Origin of the sequence: Kitasatospora sp. NPDC091276 (genome assembly GCF_040684355.1) — a bacterium.
In the GTDB taxonomy this organism is placed as follows: Bacteria; Actinomycetota; Actinomycetes; order Streptomycetales; family Streptomycetaceae; genus Kitasatospora.
The window spans coordinates 82,438-105,818 of sequence record NZ_JBFBFU010000021.1 but is presented as its reverse complement, the minus strand read 5'-3'; the positions used below and the strand labels follow the sequence as shown (position 1 = coordinate 105,818).

General features: G+C 73.1%; 19 protein-coding genes. 8 read left to right on the top strand and 11 right to left on the bottom strand.

Features of this window, described 5'->3' with window-relative positions:
- Positions 1-9 precede the first annotated feature (9 nt).
- Positions 10-1,374: a threonine/serine exporter family protein gene (locus tag AB0O19_RS25580; RefSeq protein ID WP_363622673.1), complete on the bottom strand. Its 1,365-nt coding sequence runs from the start codon at positions 1,372-1,374 to the stop codon at positions 10-12.
- Positions 1,375-1,940: 566 nt separating this feature from the next.
- Between AB0O19_RS25580 and AB0O19_RS25575 the strand changes: the two genes are divergently transcribed.
- A complete protein-coding gene (locus tag AB0O19_RS25575) occupies positions 1,941-3,563 on the top strand; it encodes a ubiquinol-cytochrome c reductase cytochrome b subunit (protein ID WP_363622671.1) in 1,623 nt (540 codons plus the stop codon).
- A 45-nt stretch (positions 3,564-3,608) separates the two neighbouring features.
- Here AB0O19_RS25575 and AB0O19_RS25570 read toward each other — a convergent pair whose 3' ends face one another.
- The 5 genes from AB0O19_RS25570 to AB0O19_RS25550 all read right to left on the bottom strand — a co-directional run bounded on the left by AB0O19_RS25570 (position 3,609) and on the right by AB0O19_RS25550 (position 7,991).
- Positions 3,609-3,998: a cytochrome c oxidase subunit 4 gene (locus AB0O19_RS25570; protein WP_363584365.1), complete on the bottom strand. Its 390-nt coding sequence runs from the start codon at positions 3,996-3,998 to the stop codon at positions 3,609-3,611.
- The gene (gene ctaD / locus AB0O19_RS25565) at positions 3,995-5,674 is read right to left on the bottom strand and encodes a cytochrome c oxidase subunit I (RefSeq protein ID WP_363584363.1); all 1,680 of its coding nucleotides are present in this window, start codon (positions 5,672-5,674) and stop codon (positions 3,995-3,997) included. The genes AB0O19_RS25570 and ctaD overlap by 4 nt, the downstream gene beginning before the upstream one ends.
- A 241-nt stretch (positions 5,675-5,915) precedes the next feature.
- A complete protein-coding gene (locus AB0O19_RS25560) occupies positions 5,916-6,395 on the bottom strand; it encodes an ATP-binding protein (protein ID WP_363622669.1) in 480 nt (159 codons plus the stop codon).
- A gap of 141 nt (positions 6,396-6,536) precedes the next feature.
- Positions 6,537-6,929, bottom strand: a complete 393-nt coding sequence (locus AB0O19_RS25555; protein ID WP_363622667.1) for an STAS domain-containing protein — start codon at positions 6,927-6,929, stop codon at positions 6,537-6,539.
- A gap of 117 nt (positions 6,930-7,046) precedes the next feature.
- A complete protein-coding gene (locus AB0O19_RS25550; RefSeq protein ID WP_363622665.1) occupies positions 7,047-7,991 on the bottom strand; it encodes an RNA polymerase sigma factor SigF in 945 nt (314 codons plus the stop codon).
- A 313-nt stretch (positions 7,992-8,304) separates the two neighbouring features.
- On the opposite strand from AB0O19_RS25550, the gene AB0O19_RS25545 reads away from it, so the two are divergent.
- The 4 genes from AB0O19_RS25545 to AB0O19_RS25530 all read left to right on the top strand — a co-directional run bounded on the left by AB0O19_RS25545 (position 8,305) and on the right by AB0O19_RS25530 (position 15,812).
- A complete protein-coding gene (locus tag AB0O19_RS25545; protein ID WP_363622663.1) occupies positions 8,305-11,754 on the top strand; it encodes a HAMP domain-containing protein in 3,450 nt (1,149 codons plus the stop codon).
- Between the two features lie 68 nt (positions 11,755-11,822).
- The gene (locus AB0O19_RS25540) at positions 11,823-14,372 is read left to right on the top strand and encodes a SpoIIE family protein phosphatase (RefSeq protein WP_363622661.1); all 2,550 of its coding nucleotides are present in this window, start codon (positions 11,823-11,825) and stop codon (positions 14,370-14,372) included.
- Between the two features lie 95 nt (positions 14,373-14,467).
- The gene (locus AB0O19_RS25535; RefSeq protein ID WP_331744879.1) at positions 14,468-14,638 is read left to right on the top strand and encodes a hydrophobic protein; all 171 of its coding nucleotides are present in this window, start codon (positions 14,468-14,470) and stop codon (positions 14,636-14,638) included.
- A 157-nt stretch (positions 14,639-14,795) separates the two neighbouring features.
- Entirely contained in the window at positions 14,796-15,812 is a 1,017-nt protein-coding gene (locus AB0O19_RS25530; protein ID WP_363622660.1) for a YihY/virulence factor BrkB family protein, read from the top strand.
- Between the two features lie 12 nt (positions 15,813-15,824).
- On the opposite strand, the gene AB0O19_RS25525 is transcribed toward AB0O19_RS25530, so the two are convergent.
- Positions 15,825-17,378 carry a phosphatase PAP2 family protein gene (locus AB0O19_RS25525; RefSeq protein ID WP_363622658.1) on the bottom strand — a complete coding sequence of 518 codons (1,554 nt, stop codon included), beginning with the start codon at positions 17,376-17,378 and terminating at the stop codon, positions 15,825-15,827.
- Positions 17,379-17,518: 140 nt separating this feature from the next.
- Positions 17,519-17,890 (bottom strand): helix-turn-helix domain-containing protein, encoded by a 372-nt coding sequence (locus AB0O19_RS25520; protein WP_363622656.1) that lies wholly within the window; start codon positions 17,888-17,890, stop codon positions 17,519-17,521.
- A 110-nt stretch (positions 17,891-18,000) separates the two neighbouring features.
- On the opposite strand from AB0O19_RS25520, the gene AB0O19_RS25515 reads away from it, so the two are divergent.
- Positions 18,001-18,840, top strand: a complete 840-nt coding sequence (locus AB0O19_RS25515; protein WP_363622654.1) for an NAD(P)H-binding protein — start codon at positions 18,001-18,003, stop codon at positions 18,838-18,840.
- 140 nt (positions 18,841-18,980) lie between these two features.
- On the top strand, positions 18,981-19,154 hold the full coding sequence (locus AB0O19_RS25510; RefSeq protein WP_063352486.1) for a CsbD family protein: 174 nt from the start codon (positions 18,981-18,983) through the stop codon (positions 19,152-19,154).
- A gap of 225 nt (positions 19,155-19,379) precedes the next feature.
- On the opposite strand, the gene AB0O19_RS25505 is transcribed toward AB0O19_RS25510, so the two are convergent.
- The 3 genes from AB0O19_RS25505 to AB0O19_RS25495 are packed head-to-tail and all read right to left on the bottom strand — an operon-like array spanning position 19,380 to position 21,930.
- Positions 19,380-21,359: a hypothetical protein gene (locus tag AB0O19_RS25505; RefSeq protein WP_363622652.1), complete on the bottom strand. Its 1,980-nt coding sequence runs from the start codon at positions 21,357-21,359 to the stop codon at positions 19,380-19,382.
- A 44-nt stretch (positions 21,360-21,403) separates the two neighbouring features.
- Positions 21,404-21,679, bottom strand: coding sequence for a hypothetical protein (locus AB0O19_RS25500; RefSeq protein WP_363622650.1), 276 nt, complete (start codon positions 21,677-21,679; stop codon positions 21,404-21,406).
- A 5-nt stretch (positions 21,680-21,684) separates the two neighbouring features.
- Complete coding sequence (locus AB0O19_RS25495) at positions 21,685-21,930, bottom strand: hypothetical protein (RefSeq protein WP_363622648.1); 246 nt, start codon at positions 21,928-21,930, stop codon at positions 21,685-21,687.
- A 464-nt stretch (positions 21,931-22,394) separates the two neighbouring features.
- On the opposite strand from AB0O19_RS25495, the gene AB0O19_RS25490 reads away from it, so the two are divergent.
- The gene (locus AB0O19_RS25490) at positions 22,395-23,381 is read left to right on the top strand and encodes a LuxR C-terminal-related transcriptional regulator (protein ID WP_363622646.1); all 987 of its coding nucleotides are present in this window, start codon (positions 22,395-22,397) and stop codon (positions 23,379-23,381) included.

The window sequence follows — 23,381 nt, the reverse complement described above, 5'->3', positions numbered from 1 at the left end:
GGCCGGCCCTCAACGGCGGTGGCGGCCGGCGCTGCGGCCGGGCGCCGGGACCACGCCCGGGGCGGGGAGGAACAGCCGGGCGACCTCGCGGCCCAGGTTCACGCCGATCGCCACCGCCATCGCCGTGGCCGTGGCGCGCCCGACGCCGACGAGCCCGATCTCGGGCTCGCCCCGGACGAAGGCGAGCAGCCCGAAGTACAGCAACGAGCCGGGCAGCAGCGGCCCCAGTGCCGCGGTGACGTACGGCAGCGAGGAGCTTCCCCGGTAGCGGGCCATGAGCTGGCCGGACAGGCCCACCAGCCCGGCGGCGAGGCCGGTGGCCATGATGGGCTCGCCGCCGGCGTTGACCAGCACGCCGTACGTCGTCCAGCCGACCCCGCTGTTGAGCAGGACGGCCGGCAGCGTGCCCGGCTCGGTGTTGAGCAGCACCGCGAAGGTCAGGGTGAGCAGGAGCGCCGCCACCAGTTGGAGCGGCGGGTTCGACGCCGCGACCGGGACGGGCCGGGCCGCCAGGTCGGCGCCGTTGTTGACGCCGATGTAGAGCACGGTCATCACCCCGACCACCACTCCGGCCATCATGTACAGCGTTTCCATCAGGCGTGCGGCCGCGGTGAGGTAGAAACCCGCGAGGCCGTCCTGCGCCGCCGCCACCATGGGCCATCCGGGCAGGAGCGTGTACAGCCCTCCGGTGATCACCACCGATCCGCCCAGGTTCAGCCCGTTGAAGGACAGCAGGATGCCGATCGCCGCCGCCGGGGTCGCGGCCGTCGCGATCCGGTAGAACTCCGGGAGGTCGTGGCGTCCGACCAGCGCCGCGAGCCGGTCGCCGGCCAGTGCCGCGGCGACGGCGCTGACGAACACCAGCCAGGCCCGGGCGTCGGCCCGGCCGCCGACCAGCAGCGTCGCGGCACCGGCCAGCAGGCCGGAGGACAGGACCAGGAGCCAGGCGGGGTAGCGGCGGCAGTGCCGACGCACGGCCCTCAGCCGGTGGTGGGCGTCGTCGACGACGAGTCCGCCGGTCGTGATCTCGGTGACCAGCCGGAAGAGCACGGCCAGCCGCGCGTAGTCCCCGGCCGGGTGGCGCACGGACCGCTCGACCGTCACGGGTGGCTCCGAGGGGCCCGGCTGGTACGAGATCGCCACCCGGGTGAACGTGACCTGGGGGTCGCAGGGCTGGGCCCGGTAGGCCTGCGCGACGGCGAGCATGGCGGCCTCGACGTCCTCAGCGGCCTCGCCGCAGGCCAGCATCAGCTCGCCCACCAGCAGCGCGAGGTCCAGGACGGCGGCCACCGCGGCCGGCCCCGGGTCGTCCGCGCCGGGTTCGCCGGTCACCAGCGGGCGGTCGGTGGTCGGGGTGCGCAGCAGCGGCAGCATCAGGTCCGGCCAGGCCGCCGTGCCGTCGGCATCGGCGGATCCGCTCGCCGCCCCGGGCGGCGCCGGCCGGCCGGGAGCTCGGCCCTCCCCGGGAGCTCGGCCTTCCCCCGGAACTCGACCTTCCCCGGGGGCGGGGGCGGCCCCGGGGGCCTCCTCCGGACTCGACTGGGGCGGGACTCTTCCGGTCCGGCTCGCCGGCCCGTCCGTTTCGGCCCGCACGCCGAACTGCTCGTGTTCCGGCATCGTCGCTCCCTGCAACACCCCCCCACCTGGTGACCTTTCGCACCCATTCGACTACCCGCAGCCATCATTTCGTGAACGTCTCGACCGGAGCGCGGGGGTCCGTTCACGCCCGCCGTTCGTGGGCCGACCCGCCGCGTCCAGGCCGGGGCCCGGGGGGATTCCGCAGTTCAGCGGCCTGACACCGGGGCCTGAGAGGGCGGACGGCCATCGAACCGGGGCCGTCCGGGTGAAGCCCGGGGCGGTGGGCGAGCCCCGTCCGGCCGTCCCGCCGCCACGGGATATGGCTATCGGGACACACGATCGGAGCGGACGGGAGGAGCGGCGTGCGGCTGTCGAGGTGGAGGGCGCGGGCCGGGCGGCGGGCGGAGCGGGCCGCCCGGAACACGGCGGTCGCGCTGGACCGGCGGCTGCCGCTGTTCGACGGGGCCAAGGGCCTGCTCCGGAAGGTCTTTCCCGACCACTGGTCCTTCCTGCTCGGCGAGTTGGCGCTCTACACCTTCGTGCTGCTGCTGTTGACCGGCGTCTTCCTGACGTTGTTCTTCACACCGTCCATGGCCGAGATCGTGTACGCCGGAACGTACCCGCCGCTTCGCGGGGTGCGGATGTCCCAGGCGTACGCCTCGACGCTGTCGATCAGTTTCGACGTGCGCGGCGGCCTGCTGATCCGCCAGATCCACCACTGGGCGGCGCTGGTGTTCACCGCCGCGATCTGCGCGCACCTGCTGCGCATCTTCCTCACCGGCGCGTTCCGCCGCCCCAGGGAGGTCAACTGGCTGGTGGGACTGACGCTGTTCCAGCTCGCCCTGCTGGAGGGTTTCGCGGGCTACTCGCTGCCCGACGACCTGCTCTCCGGCACCGGCCTGCGCACGGCCCAGGGCTTCATCCTGTCGGTCCCGCTGGTCGGCACCTACCTGAGCTTCTTCCTCTTCGGCGGGGAGCTTCCCGGGCACGACATCATCCCCCGCCTGTACAGCGCGCACATCCTGCTGCTGCCCGGTCTCCTGCTCGGCCTGATCACCGCGCACCTGATCCTGGTCTTCCACCTCAAGCACACCCAGTGGGCCGGGCCCGGACGCACCGACCGCAACGTCGTCGGGAAGCCCCTCTTCCCGCACTTCAGCGTCCAGACGGCGGGCCTGATGGCGATGGTCTTCGGGGTGCTGGCGCTGGCCGCCGCCCTCGCCCAGGTGAACCCGATCTGGCTGTACGGGCCCTACCGCCCCGACCAGGACTCCACCGACGCGCAGCCGGACTGGTACATGGGGTTCATCGAGGGCGCGCTGCAGCTGATGCCCGGGGCCGAGACGCGGCTGTGGGGCCACACCGTCGCCTGGAACCCGCTGATCCCGGCCGTGCTGTTCCCGCTGCTGTTCTTCGCCGCCCTGTACGGCTATCCGTTCTTCGAGCGCTGGATCACCCCGGGCAGCGGCGAGCAGCACCTGTGCGACCGCCCCCGCAACCGGCAGACCCGGACGGCGCTGGGTGTCGCCGGGACGTGCTTCTACGTCGTCCTGCTGGTCGCCGGCGGCCAGGACGTCGTCGCCCGGGCACTGGACGTGCCGGTGGAGGGCCTGAACCGGTTCCTGCGGGTGGGCCTGTTCGTCGGGCCGGTGGCGGCCTTCTGGATCACCCGGCGCCTGTGCCTGGCCTTGCAGGAGCGGGACCTCGAACGGGTGACGGAGGGCGACGAGACCGGGTTCGTGCACGAGGCCGTCGAGGGCGCCTTCCACGGCGAGCACCGGCCGCTCCCCGCCGGCCTGCGCTACACGCTGGCCCTGCGCGACGCCCCGCTTCCCCTGCCGGCGCCGGGCGAGGGCGCCTCGCGGCGCGCACGGCTGCGGGCCGCCCTGAGCTCCTGGTACTACCGGGACAACGTGGAGACGGCGGTGGACGAGCCGCGGCCGGGGCCGCTCGCGCCCGCCGACGCGGGACGCTCCGAGCGGTGACGACCGACCGCTCACCACTCAGCGCTCACCGCCGACCGGCCGGACTCACTGCGCGCGCTGGGCGTGCTGGAAGACGAAGCCCAGGACGCCGGCGCCCGTCACACCCGCTCCGATGAGGAAGAGCCACAAGGCGTACACCAGCCCCAGCCCGGTGACCGCGACGCCGGCCGCGGTGAGCAGCGGGTAGTAGCTGCGCGGTGCGAAGAACTCCAGCGGCCCGGCACCGGTGACGATCTCGGCGTCGGTGCGGTCCTGCGGCCGACGGCCGCGGCGGGAGTACTGGGTCCGGAAGAAGAACGCGATCAGCGTGGACATCATGAAGGCCACGACCAGCGCCGCCTTGCCGGCCGGCTCCCGGGCGAACCAGCCGTAGATCGAAGCGGCGACGGCGAAGAACAGCGCGACGCCCGCGAACAGGTAGGACTCGGTCTTCACCGCGCGTTCTCCTCGCCTTCGAGCGCCGTGCGCGAATACTCCGGGTGGTGCAGGTCGAAGGCCGGGCCTTCGGAGCGGATGCGGGGCAGGGCGTGGAAGTTGTGGCGCGGCGGCGGGCAGGAGGTCGCCCATTCCAGGGAGCGCCCGTAACCCCACGGGTCGTCCTCGGTGACCCGGACCCCGTACCTGGCGGTGCGCCACACGTTGTACAGGAAGGGCAGGGTCGACGCGCCCAGCAGGAACGCACCGACCGAGGAGACGGTGTTCAGGGTGGTGAAGCCGTCCGAGGGCAGGTAGTCGGCGTAGCGGCGCGGCATGCCCTGGGCCCCGAGCCAGTGCTGCACGAGGAAGGTGATCTGGAACGCGGGCAGCAGCATCCAGAAGTGGATCCTTCCGAGGCGTTCGTCCAGCAGCCGGCCGGTGATCTTGGGCCACCAGAAGTAGAAGCCGGCGAACATCGCGAACACGACCGTCCCGAAGAGGACGTAGTGCAGGTGGGCGACCACGAAGTAGCTGTCGGTGACGTGGAAGTCGATCGGGGGCGCGGCCAGCAGGACGCCGGTCAGCCCGCCGAGGAGGAAGGTCACCAGGAAGCCGAGGGAGAACAGCATGGGCGTCTCGAAGGAGAGCGAGCCGTTCCACAGGGTGCCGATCCAGTTGAAGAACTTCACCCCGGTCGGCACCGCGATGAGCAGCGAGGCCAGGGAGAAGAACGGCAGCAGCACCTGGCCGGTGGCGAACATGTGGTGGGCCCAGACGACCGCGGACAGCGCGGTGATCGCGATCGTGGCACCGATCAGTCCGTAGTAGCCGAAGACCGGCTTGCGGCTGAACACCGGGATGACCTCGGAGATGATGCCGAAGAACGGCAGCGCCACGATGTACACCTCGGGGTGGCCGAAGAACCAGAACAGGTGCTGCCACAGCATCGCCCCGCCGTTGGCCGGGTCGAAGACGTGGGCGCCCAGCTTGCGGTCCGCCTCCAGCGCGAACAGCGCCGCGGTCAGCGGGGTGAAGGCGAGCAGCGCGAGGATCGAGGTGAACAGCACGTTCCAGGTGAAGACCGGCATCCGGAACAGCGTCATGCCCGGTGCCCGCAGGCAGACGATGGTGGTGATGAAGTTGACGGCTCCCAGGATCGTGCTCAGACCCGCCACGATCAGCCCCACGGCCCACAGGTCGGCGCCCGTTCCCGGGCTGTGGAGCGGCCCGTTCAGCGGGGCGTAGGCGAACCAGCCGAACGACGCGGCGCCGTCGGTGGTCAGGAAGCCCCCGACCACCATCAGGCCGCCGAACAGGTACACCCAGTACGTGAACGCGTTCAGCCGGGGGAACGCCACGTCCGGGGAACCGATCTGCAGCGGCATCACGGCGTTCGCGAAACCGGCGAACGTCGGTGTGGCGAACAGCAGCATCATGATCGTCCCGTGGATGGTGAACAACTGGTTGTACTGCTCGTTGCTCACCACCTGCAGTCCCGGCCGCATGAGCTCCGCGCGCATGAGCATCGCCAGCAGCCCGGCGAACAGGAAGAACCCGAACGCCGTCGTCAGGTACAGGTTGCCGATGGCCTTGTGGTCGGTCGTGCTCAACCACCGCAGCACCGCCGAGCCTTGACGCCGGCGGGCCACGCCGGGCGCCGGGCGGGCGGCGGCCCGCCGCCGGGTCTGCGCCATCCGCTTCCTCCTCCTGCCGGGCCCGCCCGTACCCGCGGGGGAAGGACGCGGAGACGCTCGCCGGGACACACGCTGTGTCGCCATGCAATCACCCGCCGTCGCGCGGGCCCCTGAACCGGAGTCGGCGTGGCGGCCCCGACCGGGCGCGGATGACGAAGTCGGCGCACTGGTGCGATCCGGCGAGGCGCCGTCCCAGGTCAGCCGCGGGTCTGCGGCGGATCAGCCGCGAGTCAGCCGCGAGTCAGCCGCGGGTCAGCCGCGAGGCGTCGAACTCGGCCCAGATCGTCTTCCCGTGGCTGTGCGGTTCGGCGCCCCACCGGTCGGCGGTCCGCTCCACGATGAACAGGCCGTGGCCGCCGGGGAGGGCCGGGTTGTGCGGGCGGCGCGGGGTGGGCAGGGTCGGGCTGCGGTCGCTGACCTCGGCCCGCAGGCGGATCCCGGTGGCGTCCAGGACCAGTTCCAGCGGGCCGTCGCCGTGGAGCATGGCGTTGGCGACGAGTTCCGCCACCAGCAGGACGACGTCCGCGAGGGCGCCTTCGCCGGCGCCGGGCCCGGCGGCGGACGCGTACCAGTCGTCGAGGGCGCGGGCGGTGAAGGTCCTGGCGTGGGCGACCGGTTTGGGAATGCCGGACAGGGTCAGCCGCCTGCGCTGGCCGCCGACGGGCAGCACCGGGCCCGGCTGGTGCGGGTCGCCGTCCAGGGTTCCCCGGCTCATCGTCATGTGAGGACACCCTTTCGGATCGACGGCGGTCTCGCACGGTCGGTTTCCCGGCAGTTCTCGGATTATGCCCCGTGCCGGCGTCGAACCGGGGCCGGGGCGGCCGGCCCCGGGCCGAGGCCCTGGCGGCCCGAGCCGGGGCGGTCAGGCCGCCAAGGCCTCGTCGACCGAGTCGTGGATGGAGAACACCGCCTGCGCGCCGGTCAGTTCGAGGACCCGCATGACGGTCGGCGCCACGGCGGCCAAGTGCAGGTCCAGCCCCTCCTCCGCCGCCGCGAGGCGGGTCTTGAGCAGGAGGTTCAGGCCGGAGGAGTCGCAGAAGCCCACCCCGGCGAGGTCGATCACCACCGCGCCGCGGCGCTGCGCGATCACGCTGGTGAGCAGGTTGGCGGCCGAGGCGAGCGTCTCGATGTCGAGGTCGCCCACGAGGGCGCACACCACCGCGCCGGAGGCCGTGGCACGGGTCTCGACCACCAGTTCCGCGGGCCGCGGGGACGCTGCCGGCGCGGCGGCCGCCCGAATGTCGTCGATTGGCATCATCGTCGTCTCCTCCATGTCCATGCCTTCCGACCATACGGAGGTTGTGCCGGACTGCCAAACACGGGGGTGTGCGCCCGGTTCGGTCCTCCCCGGGGCTCGTGTGGCCACGCATGCTCAGTCGTCCTCCAGCCCGTCGCGCAGGTGCCGCAGGGTGCGGCTGAGCAGTCGGGAGACGTGCATCTGGGACAGCCCGAGGCGGGCGCCGATCTGCGACTGTGTCAGGTCCTCGCAGAAGCGCATGGACAGGATGAGCCGTTGCCGCTCCGGCAGGTCGGCGATGAGCGGCTTGAGCGTCACCAGGTCCTCGACGAGGGCGAGGTCCCGGTCGTCCTCGCCGAGCCGGTCGCCCAGGGGGCCGGGGGCGTCGTCGTCGTTGCTGCCGCCGAGGTCCAGGGAGCCGGCGGTGTGCGCGTTCGCGGCGGTCAGCCCTTCGACGACCTCCTCGGGGGAGAGCGCGAGGTGCTCGGCGAGTTCGGCGACCGTGGGGGCCCGGTCCAGGTCCTGCGACAGGCGTTCCTGTGCCTTGGCCAGGAGGATGCGCAGTTCCTGGAGGCGCCGCGGCACGTGGACGGCCCACGTGGTGTCGCGGAAGTGGCGCCGGATCTCGCCGAGGACGGTCGGTATGGCGAAGGTGGTGAACTCGACGCCGAGGTCGGGGTCGAAGCGGTCGATGGCCTTGATCAGGCCGACCGCGCCGACCTGGAGCAGGTCCTCCTGCGGCTCGCGGTGCGAGTTGAAGCGGCGGACCGCGAACTTCACCAGGGACAGGTTCGTCTCGACCAGGGTGGCGCGGACGTAGGAGTACTCCTTCGTCCCCTCCTCCAGCGTGCGGAGCCGGCGCAGCAGCACCTTGTTGAGCTCGCGCGCGTCGGCCGGCGCGATCTCCCGCAGGTCACCGGCGTCGGCGAGCTCCGGCGGGAGCAGGTCCCGAAGTCCTCCGGCGTCGGCGGGTTCCGGCAACGGCAGGTCCCGGGGCTCTCCGGCAGGAGCGGCCGTGCGGGACGGACCTCCCGTCGACGGGTGGGCGGAGGCGGGCAGTTCCCCAGTGGTCGTGGCCATCGGACTCCCTCTCTCGTGCTCTCTCGTGTCGGCGCGGTCTGCCCCCCGGTACCCCGTGTCGGCGGATCGATGCAGCCGCCCCCTGTGGAGGTTTCGTGAAGCCCGCACCGGCGCCGGGGCGCGGACGCGCGTCCGGGCGACGGGCGGGGCGTACGACCGGGTGGCGACCGTTGTCCGGCGGTGTGCGGGCTGGGGTAGCCTCCGAGGGCGGTACAACACCTGGAACGACGGCCAGGTCCCCCGACCCGTCCTTCGGGGTGCCCACGACCGGATTCGGGCCAGTCGGCCCGGCGTTCCACGGAGGCGACGTTCGATGGCTGGCCCGACCACGTCCCGCGACTCACAGCACCACCCGGACGAGGGGGCGGGCGCCGCGCAGGTGGGCGAGCCGGAACTGCGGCTGCTGCTGGCCGGGTTGACGGCGGTGCGCGACGGCGATTTCAGCACCAAGCTGCCGGGCGACGCGGACGGGCTGCTGGGCGAGATCGCCACGGTGTTCAACGGCATGGTCGACCAACTGTCGCGGTTCACCTCGGAGGTGACCAGGGTCGCCCGGGAGGTCGGCACCGAGGGCCGGCTCGGCGGCCAGGCCCAGGTGCCCGGGGTGTCGGGCACCTGGGAGGACCTGACCGACTCGGTCAACGCGATGGCGGGCAATCTCACCACCCAGGTGCGGGACATCGCCCAGGTCGCCACCGCGGTGGCCAAGGGGGACCTGTCGCAGAAGATCACCGTCGACGCCCGGGGCGAGATCCTGGAGCTGAAGAACACCGTCAACACGATGGTCGACCAGCTGTCCTCGTTCGCCGGTGAGGTGACCCGGGTGGCGCGGGAGGTCGGTACCGAGGGCATCCTGGGCGGCCAGGCCGACGTCAAGGGCGTCTCGGGGACGTGGCGCGACCTCACGGACTCGGTGAACTTCATGGCCGGCAACCTCACCGGCCAGGTCCGCGCGATCGCCCAGGTGGCCACGGCGGTCGCGCGCGGGGACCTGTCGCAGAAGATCACCGTCACCGCGCGCGGCGAGATCCTGGAACTGAAGGAGACCATCAACACGATGGTCGACCAGCTGTCCTCCTTCGCCGACGAGGTGACCAGGGTCGCCCGGGAGGTCGGCACCGAGGGCCGGCTCGGCGGCCAGGCCGAGGTGGAGGGCGTCTCCGGCACCTGGAAGCGCCTCACCGAGAACGTCAACGAGCTGGCCGGCAACCTCACCCGGCAGGTCCGCGCGATCGCCGAGGTCACCAGCGCCGTCGCCGCCGGCGACCTCACGCGCTCGATCAGCGTGGACGCCTCCGGCGAGGTCGCCGACCTCAAGGACAACATCAACGCCATGGTCGGGTCCCTGCGCGAGACCACCCGCGCCAACGAGGAGCAGGACTGGCTCAAGACCAACCTCGCCAGCTTCTCGGCCCTGATGCAGGGCCGGCGCGACCTCGGGGTCGTCGCCGAGTCCGTCATGGACGAACTCGCCCCCCTCGTCGGCGCGCAGTGCGGCGTCTTCTACCTCGCCGAGGACAGCCCCGTCGGGACGGTGCTCCAGCTGGTCGGCTCCTACGCCTTCCCCGACGGCGAGCGCCCCACCCGCTTCCGCCTCGGCGAGTCGTTCGTCGGCCAGGCCGCCCGCAGCCGGCGCGCCATCACCATCGACGCCCTGCCGCCGGACTACCTGGCCGCCGCCTCCGGCCTCGGCCGCACCGGGGCGCTGTCCCTGGTGGTGCTGCCCATCGTGGTCGAGGACCAGGTCCTCGGCGTCATCGAACTGGCCTCCGTCCGGCCGTTCACCCAGGTCCACCTGGACTTCCTCGACCAGCTCATGGAGACCATCGGCGTCAACGTCAACACCATCATCGCCAACGCCCGCACCGACGAGCTGCTCGACGAGTCCCAGCGGCTCACCGCCGAACTCCAGGTCCGCTCACAGGAGTTGCAGTCACGCCGGGACGAGTTGCAGGCCTCCAACGCCGAGCTGGAGGAGAAGGCCGACCTGCTGGCGGCGCAGAACCGCGACATCGAGACCAAGAACCTGGAGATCGAACAGGCCCGCCAGGAACTGGAGGAGCGCGCCCACCAGCTGTCCCTCGCCTCGAAGTACAAGTCGGAGTTCCTGGCCAACATGAGCCACGAACTGCGCACGCCGCTCAACAGCCTGCTCATCCTCGCCCAGCTGCTCGCCCAGAACCCCACCCGCAACCTGACCGCCAAGCAGGTCGAGTACGCCGGGATCATCCACTCCGCCGGCTCCGACCTGCTCCAGTTGATCAACGACATCCTCGACCTGTCCAAGGTCGAGGCCGGAAAGATGGACCTCAACGTCGAGGCGGTGCCGCTGCGCGCGCTGCTCGACTACGTCGAAGCCACCTTCCGCCCGCTGACCAGCCAGAAGAACCTCGCCTTCACGGTGCGGACGGTCCAGCAGATCCCCGCCGAACTCCTCACCGACGACTACCGGTTGCGCCAGGTGCTGCGCAACCTGCTGTCCAACGCCGTCAAGTTCACCGAGCAGGGCCGGGTCGAACTGCGCATCGAGCCCGCCGACGAGACCGACCTGCCCGACGCCGTCCGGCGCGGCGGCCCGGTGCTCGCCTTCCACGTGAGCGACACCGGAGTCGGCATCGCCCCCCAGCACGTGGAGAGCGTCTTCGGCGCCTTCCAGCAGGCCGACGGCACCACCAGCCGCAAGTACGGCGGCACCGGCCTCGGGCTGTCCATCAGCCGCGAGATCGCCTACCTGCTCGGCGGCGCGATCACGGTGGAGAGCACCCTGGGCCGGGGCAGCACCTTCACCCTCTACGTCCCCGCGACCCGCCCCGACCTGGCCGAGACCGGCGCCGACGGGGCCCGCAGGACGCTGGGCACCGGTGGCACCGGCCCGTCCGAGGCCCCGGAGCGCGCCCCCTCGCCTCCCGCCGGTCAGCCGCGGCGCCTGCTCGTGGTCGAAGGCCGCCCCAACGGCCTGCTGTCCCTGGTGGCGGAGAACGCCGTCGCCGACGTCGCCCGCTCCGCCGGCGCGCAGCGCCGGGTCGAGATAGTCACCACGGTCGGTGCCCCGGAGGCCGCCACTGCGCTCGCCACCGCCCCGTACCACTGCGTCGTCCTGGAACTCGACCTGCCGGACAGCGCGGCGGCCACGCTCCTGGCGGAGATGGAACGCGACCCGGCCCTGCACACCGTCCCGGTGCTGGCCCACAACAGCCGGGGCGTCACCACCGACGACGAGCACGCCGTCCGCCCGGAGGGGGAGCGGCCGCTGGAGCTCATCTCCAGCCTCGACGAGCTGCGCGAACGCATCGCCCTCCACATGAGCGCCGACGGGCCCGGGCGCGCCCTGCACCCGGTGCGCCGCACGGACGGGAACCCCGCCCGGGGCCGCGGGGCCGACCCGGTGCTCTCCGGCCGCACCGCGCTGGTGGTCGACGACGACGACCGCAACCTCTTCGCGATCACCAGCATCCTGGAGCTGCGCGGCATGCGGGTCCTCCAGGCCGAGAACGGGCTCGCCGCGCTCCAAGCCCTCCGCGCGCACCCCGGGATCGACGTGATCCTGATGGACGTGATGATGCCCGAGATGGACGGCTACACCGCCACCGCGGCGATCCGCGCCATGCCCGAGCACGAGGGGCTGCCGATCATCGCGGTCACCGCCAAGGCCATGATCGGCGACCGGGAGAAGAGCCTGGCCTCGGGAGCCAGCGACTACATCACCAAGCCGGTCGACGCCGACGAGGTGATCGGCAGGATCAGGGACCACCTCAGCCGGTAGTCGCCCTCCCATGCCCCCGTGTCCCCCCGCGCCCACCCCGACAGTCCAGACTTCAGGAGCCGACAGCCGTGCACCATCCGCAGGAGCCGCGCGCCACGGACCGTCCCGCAGCGGTCGGACCTGCCGACACGCCGAGGGTCGGAGCGCAACGGAGCGCTGCCGAGGCGCAGGCAGCGGCCCGGGCCCGCTCCGAAGGCGAGTCCGCGGCGGTCGACCGGCTCGCCACCACGGTGGAGCGGCTCAGGCTGGAACTGGAACAGGCCCAGGCCCAGGCGGCGGGCCGCGCCGTCGTCGAGATGGGCGTCGGAGTGCTGGTGGAGCGCCTGCGGTGCGGGCCCACCGAGGCCGCCAGGCAGTTGGAGAGCCTCGCGGAGCAGGCCGGGGTGACGGTCCTGGCGCTCGCCGCCGACCTGGTCAACCAGGCCGCGGCGGACGAGATCTCCGCCCTCGCCCGCGAGTTCGTCGCGGACACCTCGGCTCCCCCGGCCGAAGCGGTGGCCGTGCGGCTGCGCAGTGCCGAGGCGGACGTGCTCGCGAGCGGTGACGCGGCGGCGGCGGCGCGTTCCATGCTGGAGCACGCGCTGCGACCGCTCGGCGTGGCCGCCGTCGCCATCTGGGCCGCCCACCCGGACCTCTCGCTGTCGCTGGCGGGCAGCGCCGGTTTCCCCGAGGAGGAGGCACGCCGCTGGCGCCACGTCCCGCCGGGCGTGCCGACCCCCGCCCGCCGGGCCCTGGACGAGCGGGCGGCGGTCGGCTACCCGACGCTCGCCGGCGCCTCGCTGCCCTCGATCGGCCAGCACGAGATCCACGGCGGTCGGCTCGCCGTCCCGGCCGGCGTCGGCGGGCGGCTCATCGGCGTCCTGGAGATCTGCTGGCCCGACCCGCTGCCCGAGCGCTCCCAGCCGCTCCAACGCCAGTTCGAGGCGCTCGCCGAGCTGGCCGCCACCACGCTGGAGTCCTGGAGCGGGCAGGAGCCCTCCGCCTGCGACCCGGCCGACGCGCAGTTCGGCGAACTGCGGCAGCTCACCGACGGCCTGCTCGACCCGTGCATGATCCTGCGGGCGGCGCCGGACAGCGACGAGTTCCCGCCCCGGTTCGTGATCCGGCACCTCAACCCGGCCTTCGTCGACTTCGCCGGCCGGCCCACCGGCGTGATCACCGGCACCCGCCTGCTGGAGGCGTACCCGCTGGCGGGCGAACCGGGCGGCCTGGCCGACAAGGTCGAACACGTCTTCGCCACCGGAGAACCCTTCCGCGCCCAGGACATGCGCCTCGCCGCCCTGGTCGACGGAGTACCGCTGACCACCCGGGCGCAGGTGAGCATCAGCCGGCACGGCAGCCACCTCGCGGTCGTCTGGCGCCTCGACGACGGCACCCCGCGCGTCGCCCGCCTGCTGCAGCACGCCCAGCGGCTCGGCCGGATCGGCGGGTTCGAGGAGAACCTGCGGACCCGGCAGATCGCCTGGAACGAGACGGTGTTCGAACTGCACGGGCTGCCGCCCACCGCCGCGCCCCTGGCCCTCGACCAGCTCCCCGACCACGCCCACCCGGACGACCGCCACGCCATCGACCGGTTCCTGCGCACCCTCCTGCACCACCAGCGCCCGGCCTCCACCGCCTTCCGCCTCCAGCGGCCGGACGGCGTCACCCGCCACATCCGCGTCGTCGCGGAGCCCGTCCGCGATCCCGGCAGCGGTCTCGACGGCGATCCCGGCAGCGCTCCGGACAGCGGTCTCGACACCGTCCGCGGCGCCTACCAGGACATCTCCGCCCAGCACTGGACGGAGGTCGCACTCGCCGCCACCCGCGACCAGCTCGCGCAGAGCGAACAGCAGGCGGCCGAACGCAGCCGCCTCGCCCTCCAGCTCCAGCACGCCATCATGCCGCCCACCCGGGGCCCGCTGGACCTGCACGACCTGGGCGTCGCCGTGCGCTACCGCCCGGCGGAGAAGGACCACCTGGTCGGCGGGGACTGGTACGACACCCTCGCCCTGCCCTCGGGAGACGTCCTGCTGTGCGTGGGCGACGTCTCCGGCCACGGCATCGAGGCCGCCACCGGCATGGTCGCGCTGCGCAACGCCCTGCGCGGCCTGGCCGCCACCGGCGCCGGGCCGGCCCAGTTGCTGAGCTGGCTCAACAGCGTCACCCACCACCTGACCGACAACGTCACGGCCACCGCGGTGTGCGGCCTCTACGAACCCGCGACCCGCCGGTTGCGGTGGGCCCGCGCCGGGCACCCGCCGCCGGTCCTGCTGCGTGGCGGGCGGGCGGACATCCTGCCCCAGCTGGGCGGCATCCTCCTCGGCGCGATCGGCCACGCCGACTACGAGCAGGGCGAGCTCGTCCTGGAGGCCGGCGACACGCTGGTGATGTACACCGACGGGCTCATCGAGCGCCGCGACGAATCCCTCCAGGCGTCGCTGACCAGCCTGACGGCCCTCGCCGAGGACTCCCGTACCGGGTCGGCCACCGGGTCCGCCACCAGGTCCGCCGCCGGGTCGGCCACCGGCTCGGCCACCGGCTCGGCCAACCTCGAAGAGCTCCTGGACCACCTGCTGCGCTACAGCAACGCCGACACCGACGACGACACCTGCCTGGTCGGAGTGATGGTGCGGTAGCGGACGGGCAGGGCAGGGCAGGGCAGGCGCATGTCCGCGGCGAATCGGGGCAGCCGAGGGACGAATCGACGCGTCCCCTGATCGAGGAGGTCCCCGTGCTCGCCCTGGTCCTGGTCCTGCTGCTCGCCCTGCTCCTGTTCGGCTTCGGCTTCGCCCTGAAGGTGCTGTGGTGGGTCGCCCTCGCGGTCCTCGTCGTCTGGCTCCTGGGCTTCCTCGCCCGCGGCACCACCTCCTCCGGCGGACGGGGCCGCTGGTACCGCTGGTAGCCCGCCGTACGCACGGCCCCGTCGCCGACCGCCGGGGCGCCCGAGCCGCCGCGCAGCCCCTGCGCGGCGGCTCGCGCGTGCGCGCCTCCCGCACCGCCCCCGGGGGGGGCGGAACCGGGCGGGTGTCGCGGGCGCGGGCCGGGGCAGACGCCGGGGCATGAACCCGATCGAACGGGCCTTGCGGGCCGTGGACCGCTTCCAGCAGCACCGCCGGGTGCCCGCCGTGGTCATCGGCGTCGTGCGCAAGTACGGGGACGACCGGGGCGGGCTGCTGTCCGCCCTGATCACGTACTACGGCTTCGTCGCCCTGATCCCGCTGCTGCTCCTGCTCAGCACCGTTCTCGGCTTCGTCCTGCACGGCCGCCCCGGGGCCCAGCAGTCGGTGCTGAACTCGGCGCTCGCCGACTTCCCGATCATCGGCGACCAACTGCGCCAGAACGTCCACTCCCTCCAGGGCAGCGGTCTGGCACTGGCCATCGGCGCGCTCGGCCTGCTGTACGGGGCGCTCGGCATCACGCAGGTCCTCCAGCACGCCATGGCCGAGGTCTGGAACGTGCCCGGGGTGCAGCGGCCCGGTTACTGGCCCCGGCTGGGGCGCGGCCTGCTGCTGTTCACGGTCCTGGGCGCCGGCCTGGTGCTGGGTACGGCGGCCGCCTCGCTGGTCGGCAGCGCCCTGGGCGGGGTGCCCGCCCGGGTGGGGGGCCTGCTGGTCTCGGCGCTGCTGAACACCGCCCTGTGCCTGGCCTGCTTCCGCGTGCTCACCCCGCGCGAGATCCCGACCCGGGCCCTGCTGCCCGGCTGCGCCGTCGCCGGGCCGCTGTTCACCGTCCTCCAGGCGTTCGGTTCGCTCCTGGTGACCCACGAGCTACGCCACGCGGGCCAGGTCTACGGCTTCTTCGCGACCGTGATCGGCCTGCTCTCCTGGCTCTACCTGGCCGCGCAGATCACCGTGTACGCCGCCGAGGCCAATGCGGTGCTCGCCCGTCGGCTGTGGCCCCGCAGCCTCCTGCAACCACCGCTCACCGCCGCCGACGAGAAGGTGCTGTCCTCCGTCGCCCGTCAGGAGGAGCGCCGCCCCGAACAGCACGTCGAGGTCTCCTTCCACGACGGGGAGCGGCCCGGCGGGGCCGGTGACGACGGGCCGCGCGGCCCGTCGTCCCCCGACGCCCGGTGACACCGCCTGCGGCTACCGCCGGCCCCCGCTTCGCCCGTCCCGGCCCGGGCGGCGCGGCTCGCGCGCCGGGGCGGCGGTCGCGGGCCGGTACACGGTGAGCCCGGCCGGGACCTTGGACAGTCGCAGGGCGCCGCGCGCGGGGACGCTCTCGCCGTCGACGGCGATGCGGGCGGCGTCGCCGAGGGAGTCCAGGTCCAGGGCGCGCAGCCGGACGGCCCGGTAGACCCGGGACCGGTCCAGGGTGCCGGACAGGAAGGCGGCGGCCAGGCGGGTGCGGGCGAAGGGCCGGCCGCCGTCGACGACCCGGACGTCGAGCTGTCCGTCGGCCAGGGCGGCGCGGTGGGTGGGGGCGAAGCCCGCCGGTTCGTACGCCCCGTTGCCGGCGAACAGCAGCCACAGCCGGTGCGGGCGGCCGTCGGCGTGGACGGTGACGGGTTCGGCGGTCGGCAACAGCTTGGCGACGGCCACCGCGAGGGCCGGCCACTTGCCGATGCGCTTCTCCAACTTCTCCCGCTGGTGGACGAGTTCGGGGTAGATGCCGAGGCTGAAGGTGTTCACGAAGGTCCGGGCGCCGGCGTCGTCGGCGGCCAGGCCCAGGTCCACGCCGACGGCGGTGCCCGCCTGGACGGCCTCGGCGGTGGCCTCGTGGGTGGTGGCGCCGAGGTCGAGGGCGAAGTGGTTGAGGGTGCCGCCGGGGAAGACCGCCAACGGCAGCGCGCGCTCGACGGCCAGCGCCGCGGCCAGGTTGACGCTGCCGTCACCGCCGCACACCCCGAGCGCGCCACCGGCCCTGGCGGCCCGGTCGGCGGCTTCCGTCAGTATCTTCGCCAGGTCGTCCTGCGGCCCGCACACCCGGACGTCCGCCTCGGGCAGCAGGGCGCGCAGCGTCCCGGCCACGTCCTCGGCGGTGGGGGCGAGCGGAGAGCCGCTGCCGGAGCCCGAGTTGACCACCACCGACAGCCCCCTCCCCTGCGGCAGGGCCGGGGCCGGACAGGGGGCCGGGGCGGCGGGCGGCGGCACGTCGGACGAGCGCGGCCACCAGTGCAGGGTCGCGGCGGCGGCCGCCGTACCCAGTGCCGCACCGGCCAGGACGTCGCCCGGGTAGTGCACGCCGGTGTAGACGCGCGAGAGGGCCACCGCCGCCGCGACCGGCGCGACGGCCGCGCCCAGCAGCGGGGACTCGATCGCCACACCGGCGGCGAAGGCGGCCGCGGACGCGGAGTGACCGGAGGGGAAGGAGGTGGTGACGGGCTGGCGCAGCAGCCGGCGCACGGCCGGGACGGCGTCCAGCACCGGGCGGGGCCGGCGGGTGGCGTGCTTGGCGACGGTGTTGGCGGTGGCCGAGGCGATGGCGAGCGAGCCGAGGCCGCGCAGGGCCGCGCGTCGCCCGCGGCGTCCGCCGACCGCGCCGAGGACGGCGGCGGTGCCCATCCACAGCACCCCGTGGTCGGCAGCCCGGCTCAGCGCCCGCAGCCAGGGGCGGGTGCCGTGCAGCGGCGCGGCGGCGACGCGGTCGAAGAGGGCTCGGTCTATGGCGTCCAGTCGGGTGGTCTTCAGTCGCTTCATCCGACGAACCTACGGCGCGCGGGTGACAACGCCGGGGAGGAGGCCGGGGGTGTGTCGCGACGGCCGGCCGTGACGGCCCGCGTACAGGGCCCGGAACTCCCCCAGCAGGGGAGCTCGGTGCGACCGCCGTCCCTTCCCCGCTATCCCGCGTCGCGCGGCGGCAGCCCCCGGGTGATCCGGTCGAACAGCTCGGCCAGCGGCTCGCCGAGGTCCTGGCCGAACTCGGTCAGCCCGTAGGTGACCTGGGGCGGCGTCGTCGGCTCGACCCTCCGCCAGACCAGGCCGTCCTGCACCAGCGCGCGCAGGGTCTGGGCGAGCATCTTCTCGCTGATGCCGCGGATGCTCTCGCGCAGCTCGTAGAACCGCAGGTCGTTGCTCCGCAAGGAGATCAGCACCCAGATGCCCCACCTGCTGGTCACGTGGTCGACCACCTCGCGCGCGGGGCAGTCGGTGTGAAACACCTCATACCGCTTCCCGGCCTCGCCCTGCCTGTCCTGCACACCTACCACCATGCCCCGAGCTTACGTCAAGGTATGTCCTTACCAAGGGTTAGCCCTGGCTCCTAGCGTGAGGACCACCGAGGCCGCAGCGGCCACGGCAGACGTCGAACGAGGAGCTGACCATGATCGTGGTGACCGGGGCCACCGGCAATGTGGGCCGACCGCTGACGCGGGCACTGGCCGAGGCGGGCCGACAGGTGACGGCGGTGTCGCGGCACGCGGCGGCGGTGCCGGACGGTGTCCGCCACGTGGCGGCCGACCTGGCCGGGCCGGCCGGCCTCGAACCCGCGCTGGCCGGGGCGGAGGCGCTCTTCCTGCTGCTGTCCGGCGACCTGCACGCCGCCGGGGCCAACCCGGCCGACCTCATCGGCCAGGCCGTGGCCGGCGGGGTCCGCCGGATCGTCCTGCTCTCCTCGCAGGGCGTGGCGACCAGGCCCTTCGGCCCGACGCGGATCGCGATGAGCGAACTGGAGGACGTCCTGCGGGGGTCCGGTGTGGACTGGAGCATCCTGCGGCCGGGCGGCTTCGCCTCCAACGCCCTGTGGTGGGCCGAGTCCGTCCGCGCGCAGCGGGTCGTCGCCGCGCCCTTCGGCGACGTCGGGGTGCCGATCATCGACCCGGCGGACATCGCCGACGTCGCGGCGGCCTGCCTGCTGGAGGACCGGCACAGCGGCGGCGTGTACGAGCTGACCGGCCCGGAGGTGATCACCCCGCGCCGGCAGGCGCAGGCCATCGCGGCCGCCCTGGGCTCGCCGGTGCGGTTCCACGACCTCACCCGCGAGGAGGCCTCCGCCGCCATGGCCCACAGCATGCCGGTGGAGCTCGCCGAGGACACCCTGGACATCCTCGGCTCCCCGAACCCGGCCGAGCTGCGCGTCAGCCCGGACGTGCAACGGGTCCTCGGCACCGCCCCGCGCCCCTTCGCCGACTGGGCCGCCCGCAACGTCGCCGCCTTCCGCTGAGCCTGCCCGAGTGGCCCCGTCGACACCGCGCCGGCTCTCGGCTGGCGGCCGACTCCGGATGTTCCGGGTGTGGAACCGCCGATCCCGGGCAGACGCCGTCCGGGGCGGACCGAGCCCCCACTACCGAGAGGAGTGATCCGATGAGTGCCAAGGACAAGCTGCACAACGCGGCCGAGAAGGTCCACGGCAAGGCCAAGGAAGCCGCCGGACGGGCCACCGGCGACCGGGTCGTCGAGGCCGAGGGCCGGGGCAAACAGATCAAGAGCGACCTGAAGCAGGCCGGCGAGAAGATCAAGGACGTCGGAAAGGACTGATCCGGAGCACGGCGGCCGCGCCCGCGCGGCCGCCCCGCCCCGCCCCGACCCAGCCGGCTCAACCGTCCCTGCCCGGCCCGTGGGACTCAGGAACCCGTGGAGACGCCGCAGTCCCGCGTGACCGGCGAGGGCGCCCGGCCACCCCGCGCCAAGGCCCGAACCCTCTCGGGGTTCGGGCCTCGCGCTCGCGGTCCGCGCACGCGGTGGGTCTGCGGCTGGGTGTGATCAGCCGATCTGGCCCCACGGAGAGAAAGGACCGCCGGGGGTGGCCTGGCTGCTGCCGGCGACGTTGCCGCTGGCGGAGGTCACATAGATGGCGATGGTGTTGAACCGGCTGAACACCGCGCTCGGATCGCTCGCCACACCCGTCGGATCACCCGCATCAGCAACCGTGCCCCACGATCCGAACGGACCACCCGGAGTGTTCTGGTTGGTGCCCTGAATGGTCCCGGCGGTGGTGCGGGCGTAGACCACCATGAGGCCGCTCGGTGTCTGGAGCGCGGCCGGCGTGCCGACGAACCCACCACCCGTCGAAAGCTGCTGCCAGGGAGAGAAAGGACCACCAGGCGTGCCCTGACTGGCACCGGCGACGTTGCCGCTGGCAGACGTCACATAGACCGCGATGGTGCCGGACTGAGTGAACACCACACTCGGATCGCTCGCCACACCCGTCGGATCACCCGCATCAGCAACCGTGCCCCACGATCCGAACGGGCCGCCCGGAGTGTTCTGGTTGGTGCCCTGAATGGTCCCGGCGGTGGTGCGGGCGTAGACCACCATGAGGCCGCTCGGTGTCTGGAGCGCAGCGGGCGTGCCGACGAACCCACCACCCGTCGAAAGCTGCTGCCAGGGAGAGAAAGGACCACCAGGCGTGCCCTGACTGGCACCGGCGACGTTGCCGCTGGCAGACGTCACATAGACCGCGATGGTGCCGGACTGAGTGAACACCACACTCGGATCACTCGCCACACCCGTCGGATCACCCGCATCAGCAACCGTGCCCCACGATCCGAACGGGCCGCCCGGAGTGTTCTGGTTGGTGCCCTGAATGGTCCCGGCGGTGGTGCGGGCGTAGACCACCATGAGGCCGCTCGGTGTCTGGAGCGCGGCCGGCTTGCCGACGAACCCACCACCCGTCGAAAGCTGCGCCCACGGGACGAACGGACCGCCGGGGGTGTTCTGGTTGGTGCCGTACACGTTGCCGTCCGCACCGACCCGGTACAGGGCGATGGTGCCGTTGCTGGTGAGCACCGTCGAGTCGGCGGAGCCCCGGGCGGTGGAGGCCTGCAGCGCGATGGTGAAGACGCCGCCCTGGTAGGTGTGCTCCTGGCCGTCGATCTCGTTGGCGATCATCGAAATGTTGAACGTGCCTGCCGCCAAGGGGGCGGTGTCGAAGGGGACTTGGTAGTTGGTGGCGCCGCCGCTGGTGGCGCGGAAGCGGTTGTAGTAGCCGTTCGGGCCGGTGACCACGTAGTCGAGCCAGTTGATGACGCCGCTCTGCGTCGGGTGTGCCGTGAGGTTCAGCGTGCCGGACACGGTCTGGCCCGAGTTGAAGCCCCACAGCAGGACGTTGAAGTCGGCGGGGATGGCGGGAGCGAGGTTCTTGGAGCGCAGCAGCTCGAAGGAGGAGGTGGGGTAGCCGTCGATGGATGACCAGTGGGTGTTGGCCGAGTACTCCTTGGTCGGGACGCTGCTGTTGTCCTCGGCGATGTACGTGAAGTCGCCGGCGGCCTGGTTGGTCCAGCCTGCGAAGAGGTTAATGTGCTTGCCGGCGACGGCGAGGGCGTCGCCGGGCTGGAGCTGGGACCAACTGCTGAGCTTGGTGCTGTACTTCGGGTCGTCGATACCGGGTGCGGGGTACGTGACCGGCGGGCTGCCGGGGAGTTGCCAGGCCATGTCGACGAGACCGCCGCAGTCGGTGCGGTACGGGCCGCCGACCGCACTGTCGGAGAACGACTGCCCCTGGTTGTAGGTGACCCCGTGGGCGACCCAGTCCCGGGCGCGCCGGACCATCTGGGCGCCGGTGAGCTTGTTCCCGACACCGGTGCCGAGGGTGCCGGTGGAGGTCGGCGTCCTGTTGCCGTCCGGGTAGTAGGTGCCGTCCGCCGAGGCGGGGGAGACGGTGAGAAGACCGGCGGCCACGGCGGTCGCAGCGAGCACGCAGACGCGGCGCAGGGCACGGGCAGGACGGGGCGTGCTGGGCATGGGGTCCCCTTGGATGTGGGCGGGCGAGCGAGGGTCAGTGCGGGTCAGTGCGGGTGGACGGCGGCGGCGTACCGGCCGGCCGTTGCTGCGGTGAGGGCCCGGGCCAGCAGGTTCTCGGCCAGGGCGTACGCGGTGGCCGGGCCGTCCGCGCGGACGAAGAGCACCAGGGCGATGCGGCCCCGGTCCGGTACGGCGCGGACGTGTTCGAGCCCGTGCTCCGGGGTGGCGTGCGCCCACAGGACGTCCTCGACGATCCGCGCCGCGGCGGTCGTGGTGGGCGCACCGCTGGTGTCCACGACGGTGGCCCGGACGGGGAGCACGGCGATCAGTCCCAGCCGATGCCGCTGGCGGACGGGCCGGCCATGACCGGCGGCACGGTGGTGGTGGAGCCGTCCCAGCCGATACCGTCCCCGGCCCCGCCCGCCGCGACCGGCGGCACGGTGGTGGGACCGTCCCAGCCGATGCCCGCCGACGCCGTGGTCGCGGCGGTGGCGGAGGCCGCGGGCGCCAGGATCCCCGACAGGGCGACGGTGACGGTGGCGGTGGCGAGCAGGCGGGCGGTCTTGGACATGGCGGCACCCCAGGCAGCTTGTGTGGTGGGAGATCTGATCGAGGACCAGAACTTCGGGGAGGCTGTTCGGCGGTTGCCCCGCCGCTCTCCCGGTGACCACCATCCTGCTGGCACCGCCCGCGCCCCGGAAGGTGAGAACCCCGTCAGCAACCGGCCTGGCCGCTTCAGGACCCGGCGCCCTGCCGCCCGCCGCGTTGTTCGTGAGATCCCCGTGCCCACCACCGGCTCACAGCGGTCCTGGTCACGGACTCCTTCGACAACCGCTTCCACTACGGACTGTCACGGCTGCTGCCCCCGAGAGCCTGAACCCGCGAACGGGAGGCGAGCGCGGGAGGCGAGCACGGCGAATCGGCCGGACCCCGCCCGGGGCAGGACTGCTTGTGGAGTCGAAGCCGGGCTGGGATGATCCCGATGTGTCGCACGGCGGCACGGCACGTTCGACATCGCACCGGGGGGCTGCGCGCATGCTGGACATGCTGGGGTTGGACCGTGTCTCGGAGGCCGTCTACCGGGCCATGCTCGCCGATCCGCAGGGCGGCGTCAGGGAGTTGTGCGACCAGCTGGGCCTGCCCGAGCCCGCCGTACGGGAGGCCCTCGACCGGCTGGCCGATCTGCAACTGCTCCGGGCCTCCCGGGAGGCACCCGGGGTTCTGCTGCCGGTGAGCCCCGCGCTCGGCCTGGAGCTGATCCTGCGCCGCCAGGAGCAGGAACTGCTGCGCCGCCAGCAGGATCTGGAGATCGGCAAGGCCGCGGCCGCCCGGGCGATCGCCGAGTACGCCGACCTGCGGCCGAACACCCCGGTCGAGACCGCCGAGCGTCTGGTGGGCCTGGACGCGATCCAGGCCAAACTGGAGATCCTCGCCCAGGCGGTCACCGGGGAGTGCCTGTCCGTGATGCCCGGCGGAGCACAGTCCCGGGCCAGCCTGAACCCCTCCCGGCCGCTGGACGAGGCGGCCATGCGGCGCGGGGTGGCACTACTGACGCTCTACCAGGACAGCGTGCGGCACGATCCGGCGACGCTCGCCTACGCCCGCTGGATGACCGAGGAGAGCGGCCTGGTCCGCACCTGCCCGACGCTGCCGCCCCGGATGCTCATCTTCGACCGCCAGGTCGCCGTGGTCCCGATCGACCCGGCCCACACCCGGCTCGGCGCCCTGTGCACGCGCGAGCCCGGGATCGTCGCCTCCCTGGTCGCCCTCTTCGAGCGGACCTGGCAGGCCGCCGTCCCGCTCGGCGCCGACCGGCGCAAGGACACCGAGACCGGCCTCAGCGCCACCGAGCAGGAACTCCTGCGGCTGCTCGCGTCCGGCCTCACCGACGAGGCCGCCGGCCGGAACCTGGGCCTGTCGGCACGCAGCGTCCGCCGCCAGATGGCCGGGCTGATGGAGCGCCTAGACGCGTCGAGCCGCTTCGAGGCCGGCCTCAAGGCGGCGCAGCGCGGCTGGCTCTGA

Excerpts from the sequence above, each read along its gene's own strand:
- AB0O19_RS25580 (WP_363622673.1), bottom strand. The coding sequence starts at position 1,374 with ATGCTGCCGCTGCTGCGCACCCCGACCACCGACCGCCCGCTGGTGACC.
- ctaD (WP_363584363.1), bottom strand. The coding sequence starts at position 5,674 with ATGGCGCAGACCCGGCGGCGGGCCGCCGCCCGCCCGGCGCCCGGCGTG.
- AB0O19_RS25560 (WP_363622669.1), bottom strand. The coding sequence starts at position 6,395 with ATGACGATGAGCCGGGGAACCCTGGACGGCGACCCGCACCAGCCGGGC.
- AB0O19_RS25555 (WP_363622667.1), bottom strand. The coding sequence starts at position 6,929 with ATGCCAATCGACGACATTCGGGCGGCCGCCGCGCCGGCAGCGTCCCCG.
- AB0O19_RS25550 (WP_363622665.1), bottom strand. The coding sequence starts at position 7,991 with ATGGCCACGACCACTGGGGAACTGCCCGCCTCCGCCCACCCGTCGACG.
- AB0O19_RS25545 (WP_363622663.1), top strand. The coding sequence starts at position 8,305 with ATGGCTGGCCCGACCACGTCCCGCGACTCACAGCACCACCCGGACGAG.
- AB0O19_RS25530 (WP_363622660.1), top strand. The coding sequence starts at position 14,796 with ATGAACCCGATCGAACGGGCCTTGCGGGCCGTGGACCGCTTCCAGCAG.
- AB0O19_RS25525 (WP_363622658.1), bottom strand. The coding sequence starts at position 17,378 with ATGAAGCGACTGAAGACCACCCGACTGGACGCCATAGACCGAGCCCTC.
- AB0O19_RS25520 (WP_363622656.1), bottom strand. The coding sequence starts at position 17,890 with ATGGTGGTAGGTGTGCAGGACAGGCAGGGCGAGGCCGGGAAGCGGTAT.
- AB0O19_RS25515 (WP_363622654.1), top strand. The coding sequence starts at position 18,001 with ATGATCGTGGTGACCGGGGCCACCGGCAATGTGGGCCGACCGCTGACG.
- AB0O19_RS25510 (WP_063352486.1), top strand. The coding sequence starts at position 18,981 with ATGAGTGCCAAGGACAAGCTGCACAACGCGGCCGAGAAGGTCCACGGC.
- AB0O19_RS25505 (WP_363622652.1), bottom strand. The coding sequence starts at position 21,359 with ATGCCCAGCACGCCCCGTCCTGCCCGTGCCCTGCGCCGCGTCTGCGTG.
- AB0O19_RS25495 (WP_363622648.1), bottom strand. The coding sequence starts at position 21,930 with ATGTCCAAGACCGCCCGCCTGCTCGCCACCGCCACCGTCACCGTCGCC.
- AB0O19_RS25490 (WP_363622646.1), top strand. The coding sequence starts at position 22,395 with ATGCTGGACATGCTGGGGTTGGACCGTGTCTCGGAGGCCGTCTACCGG.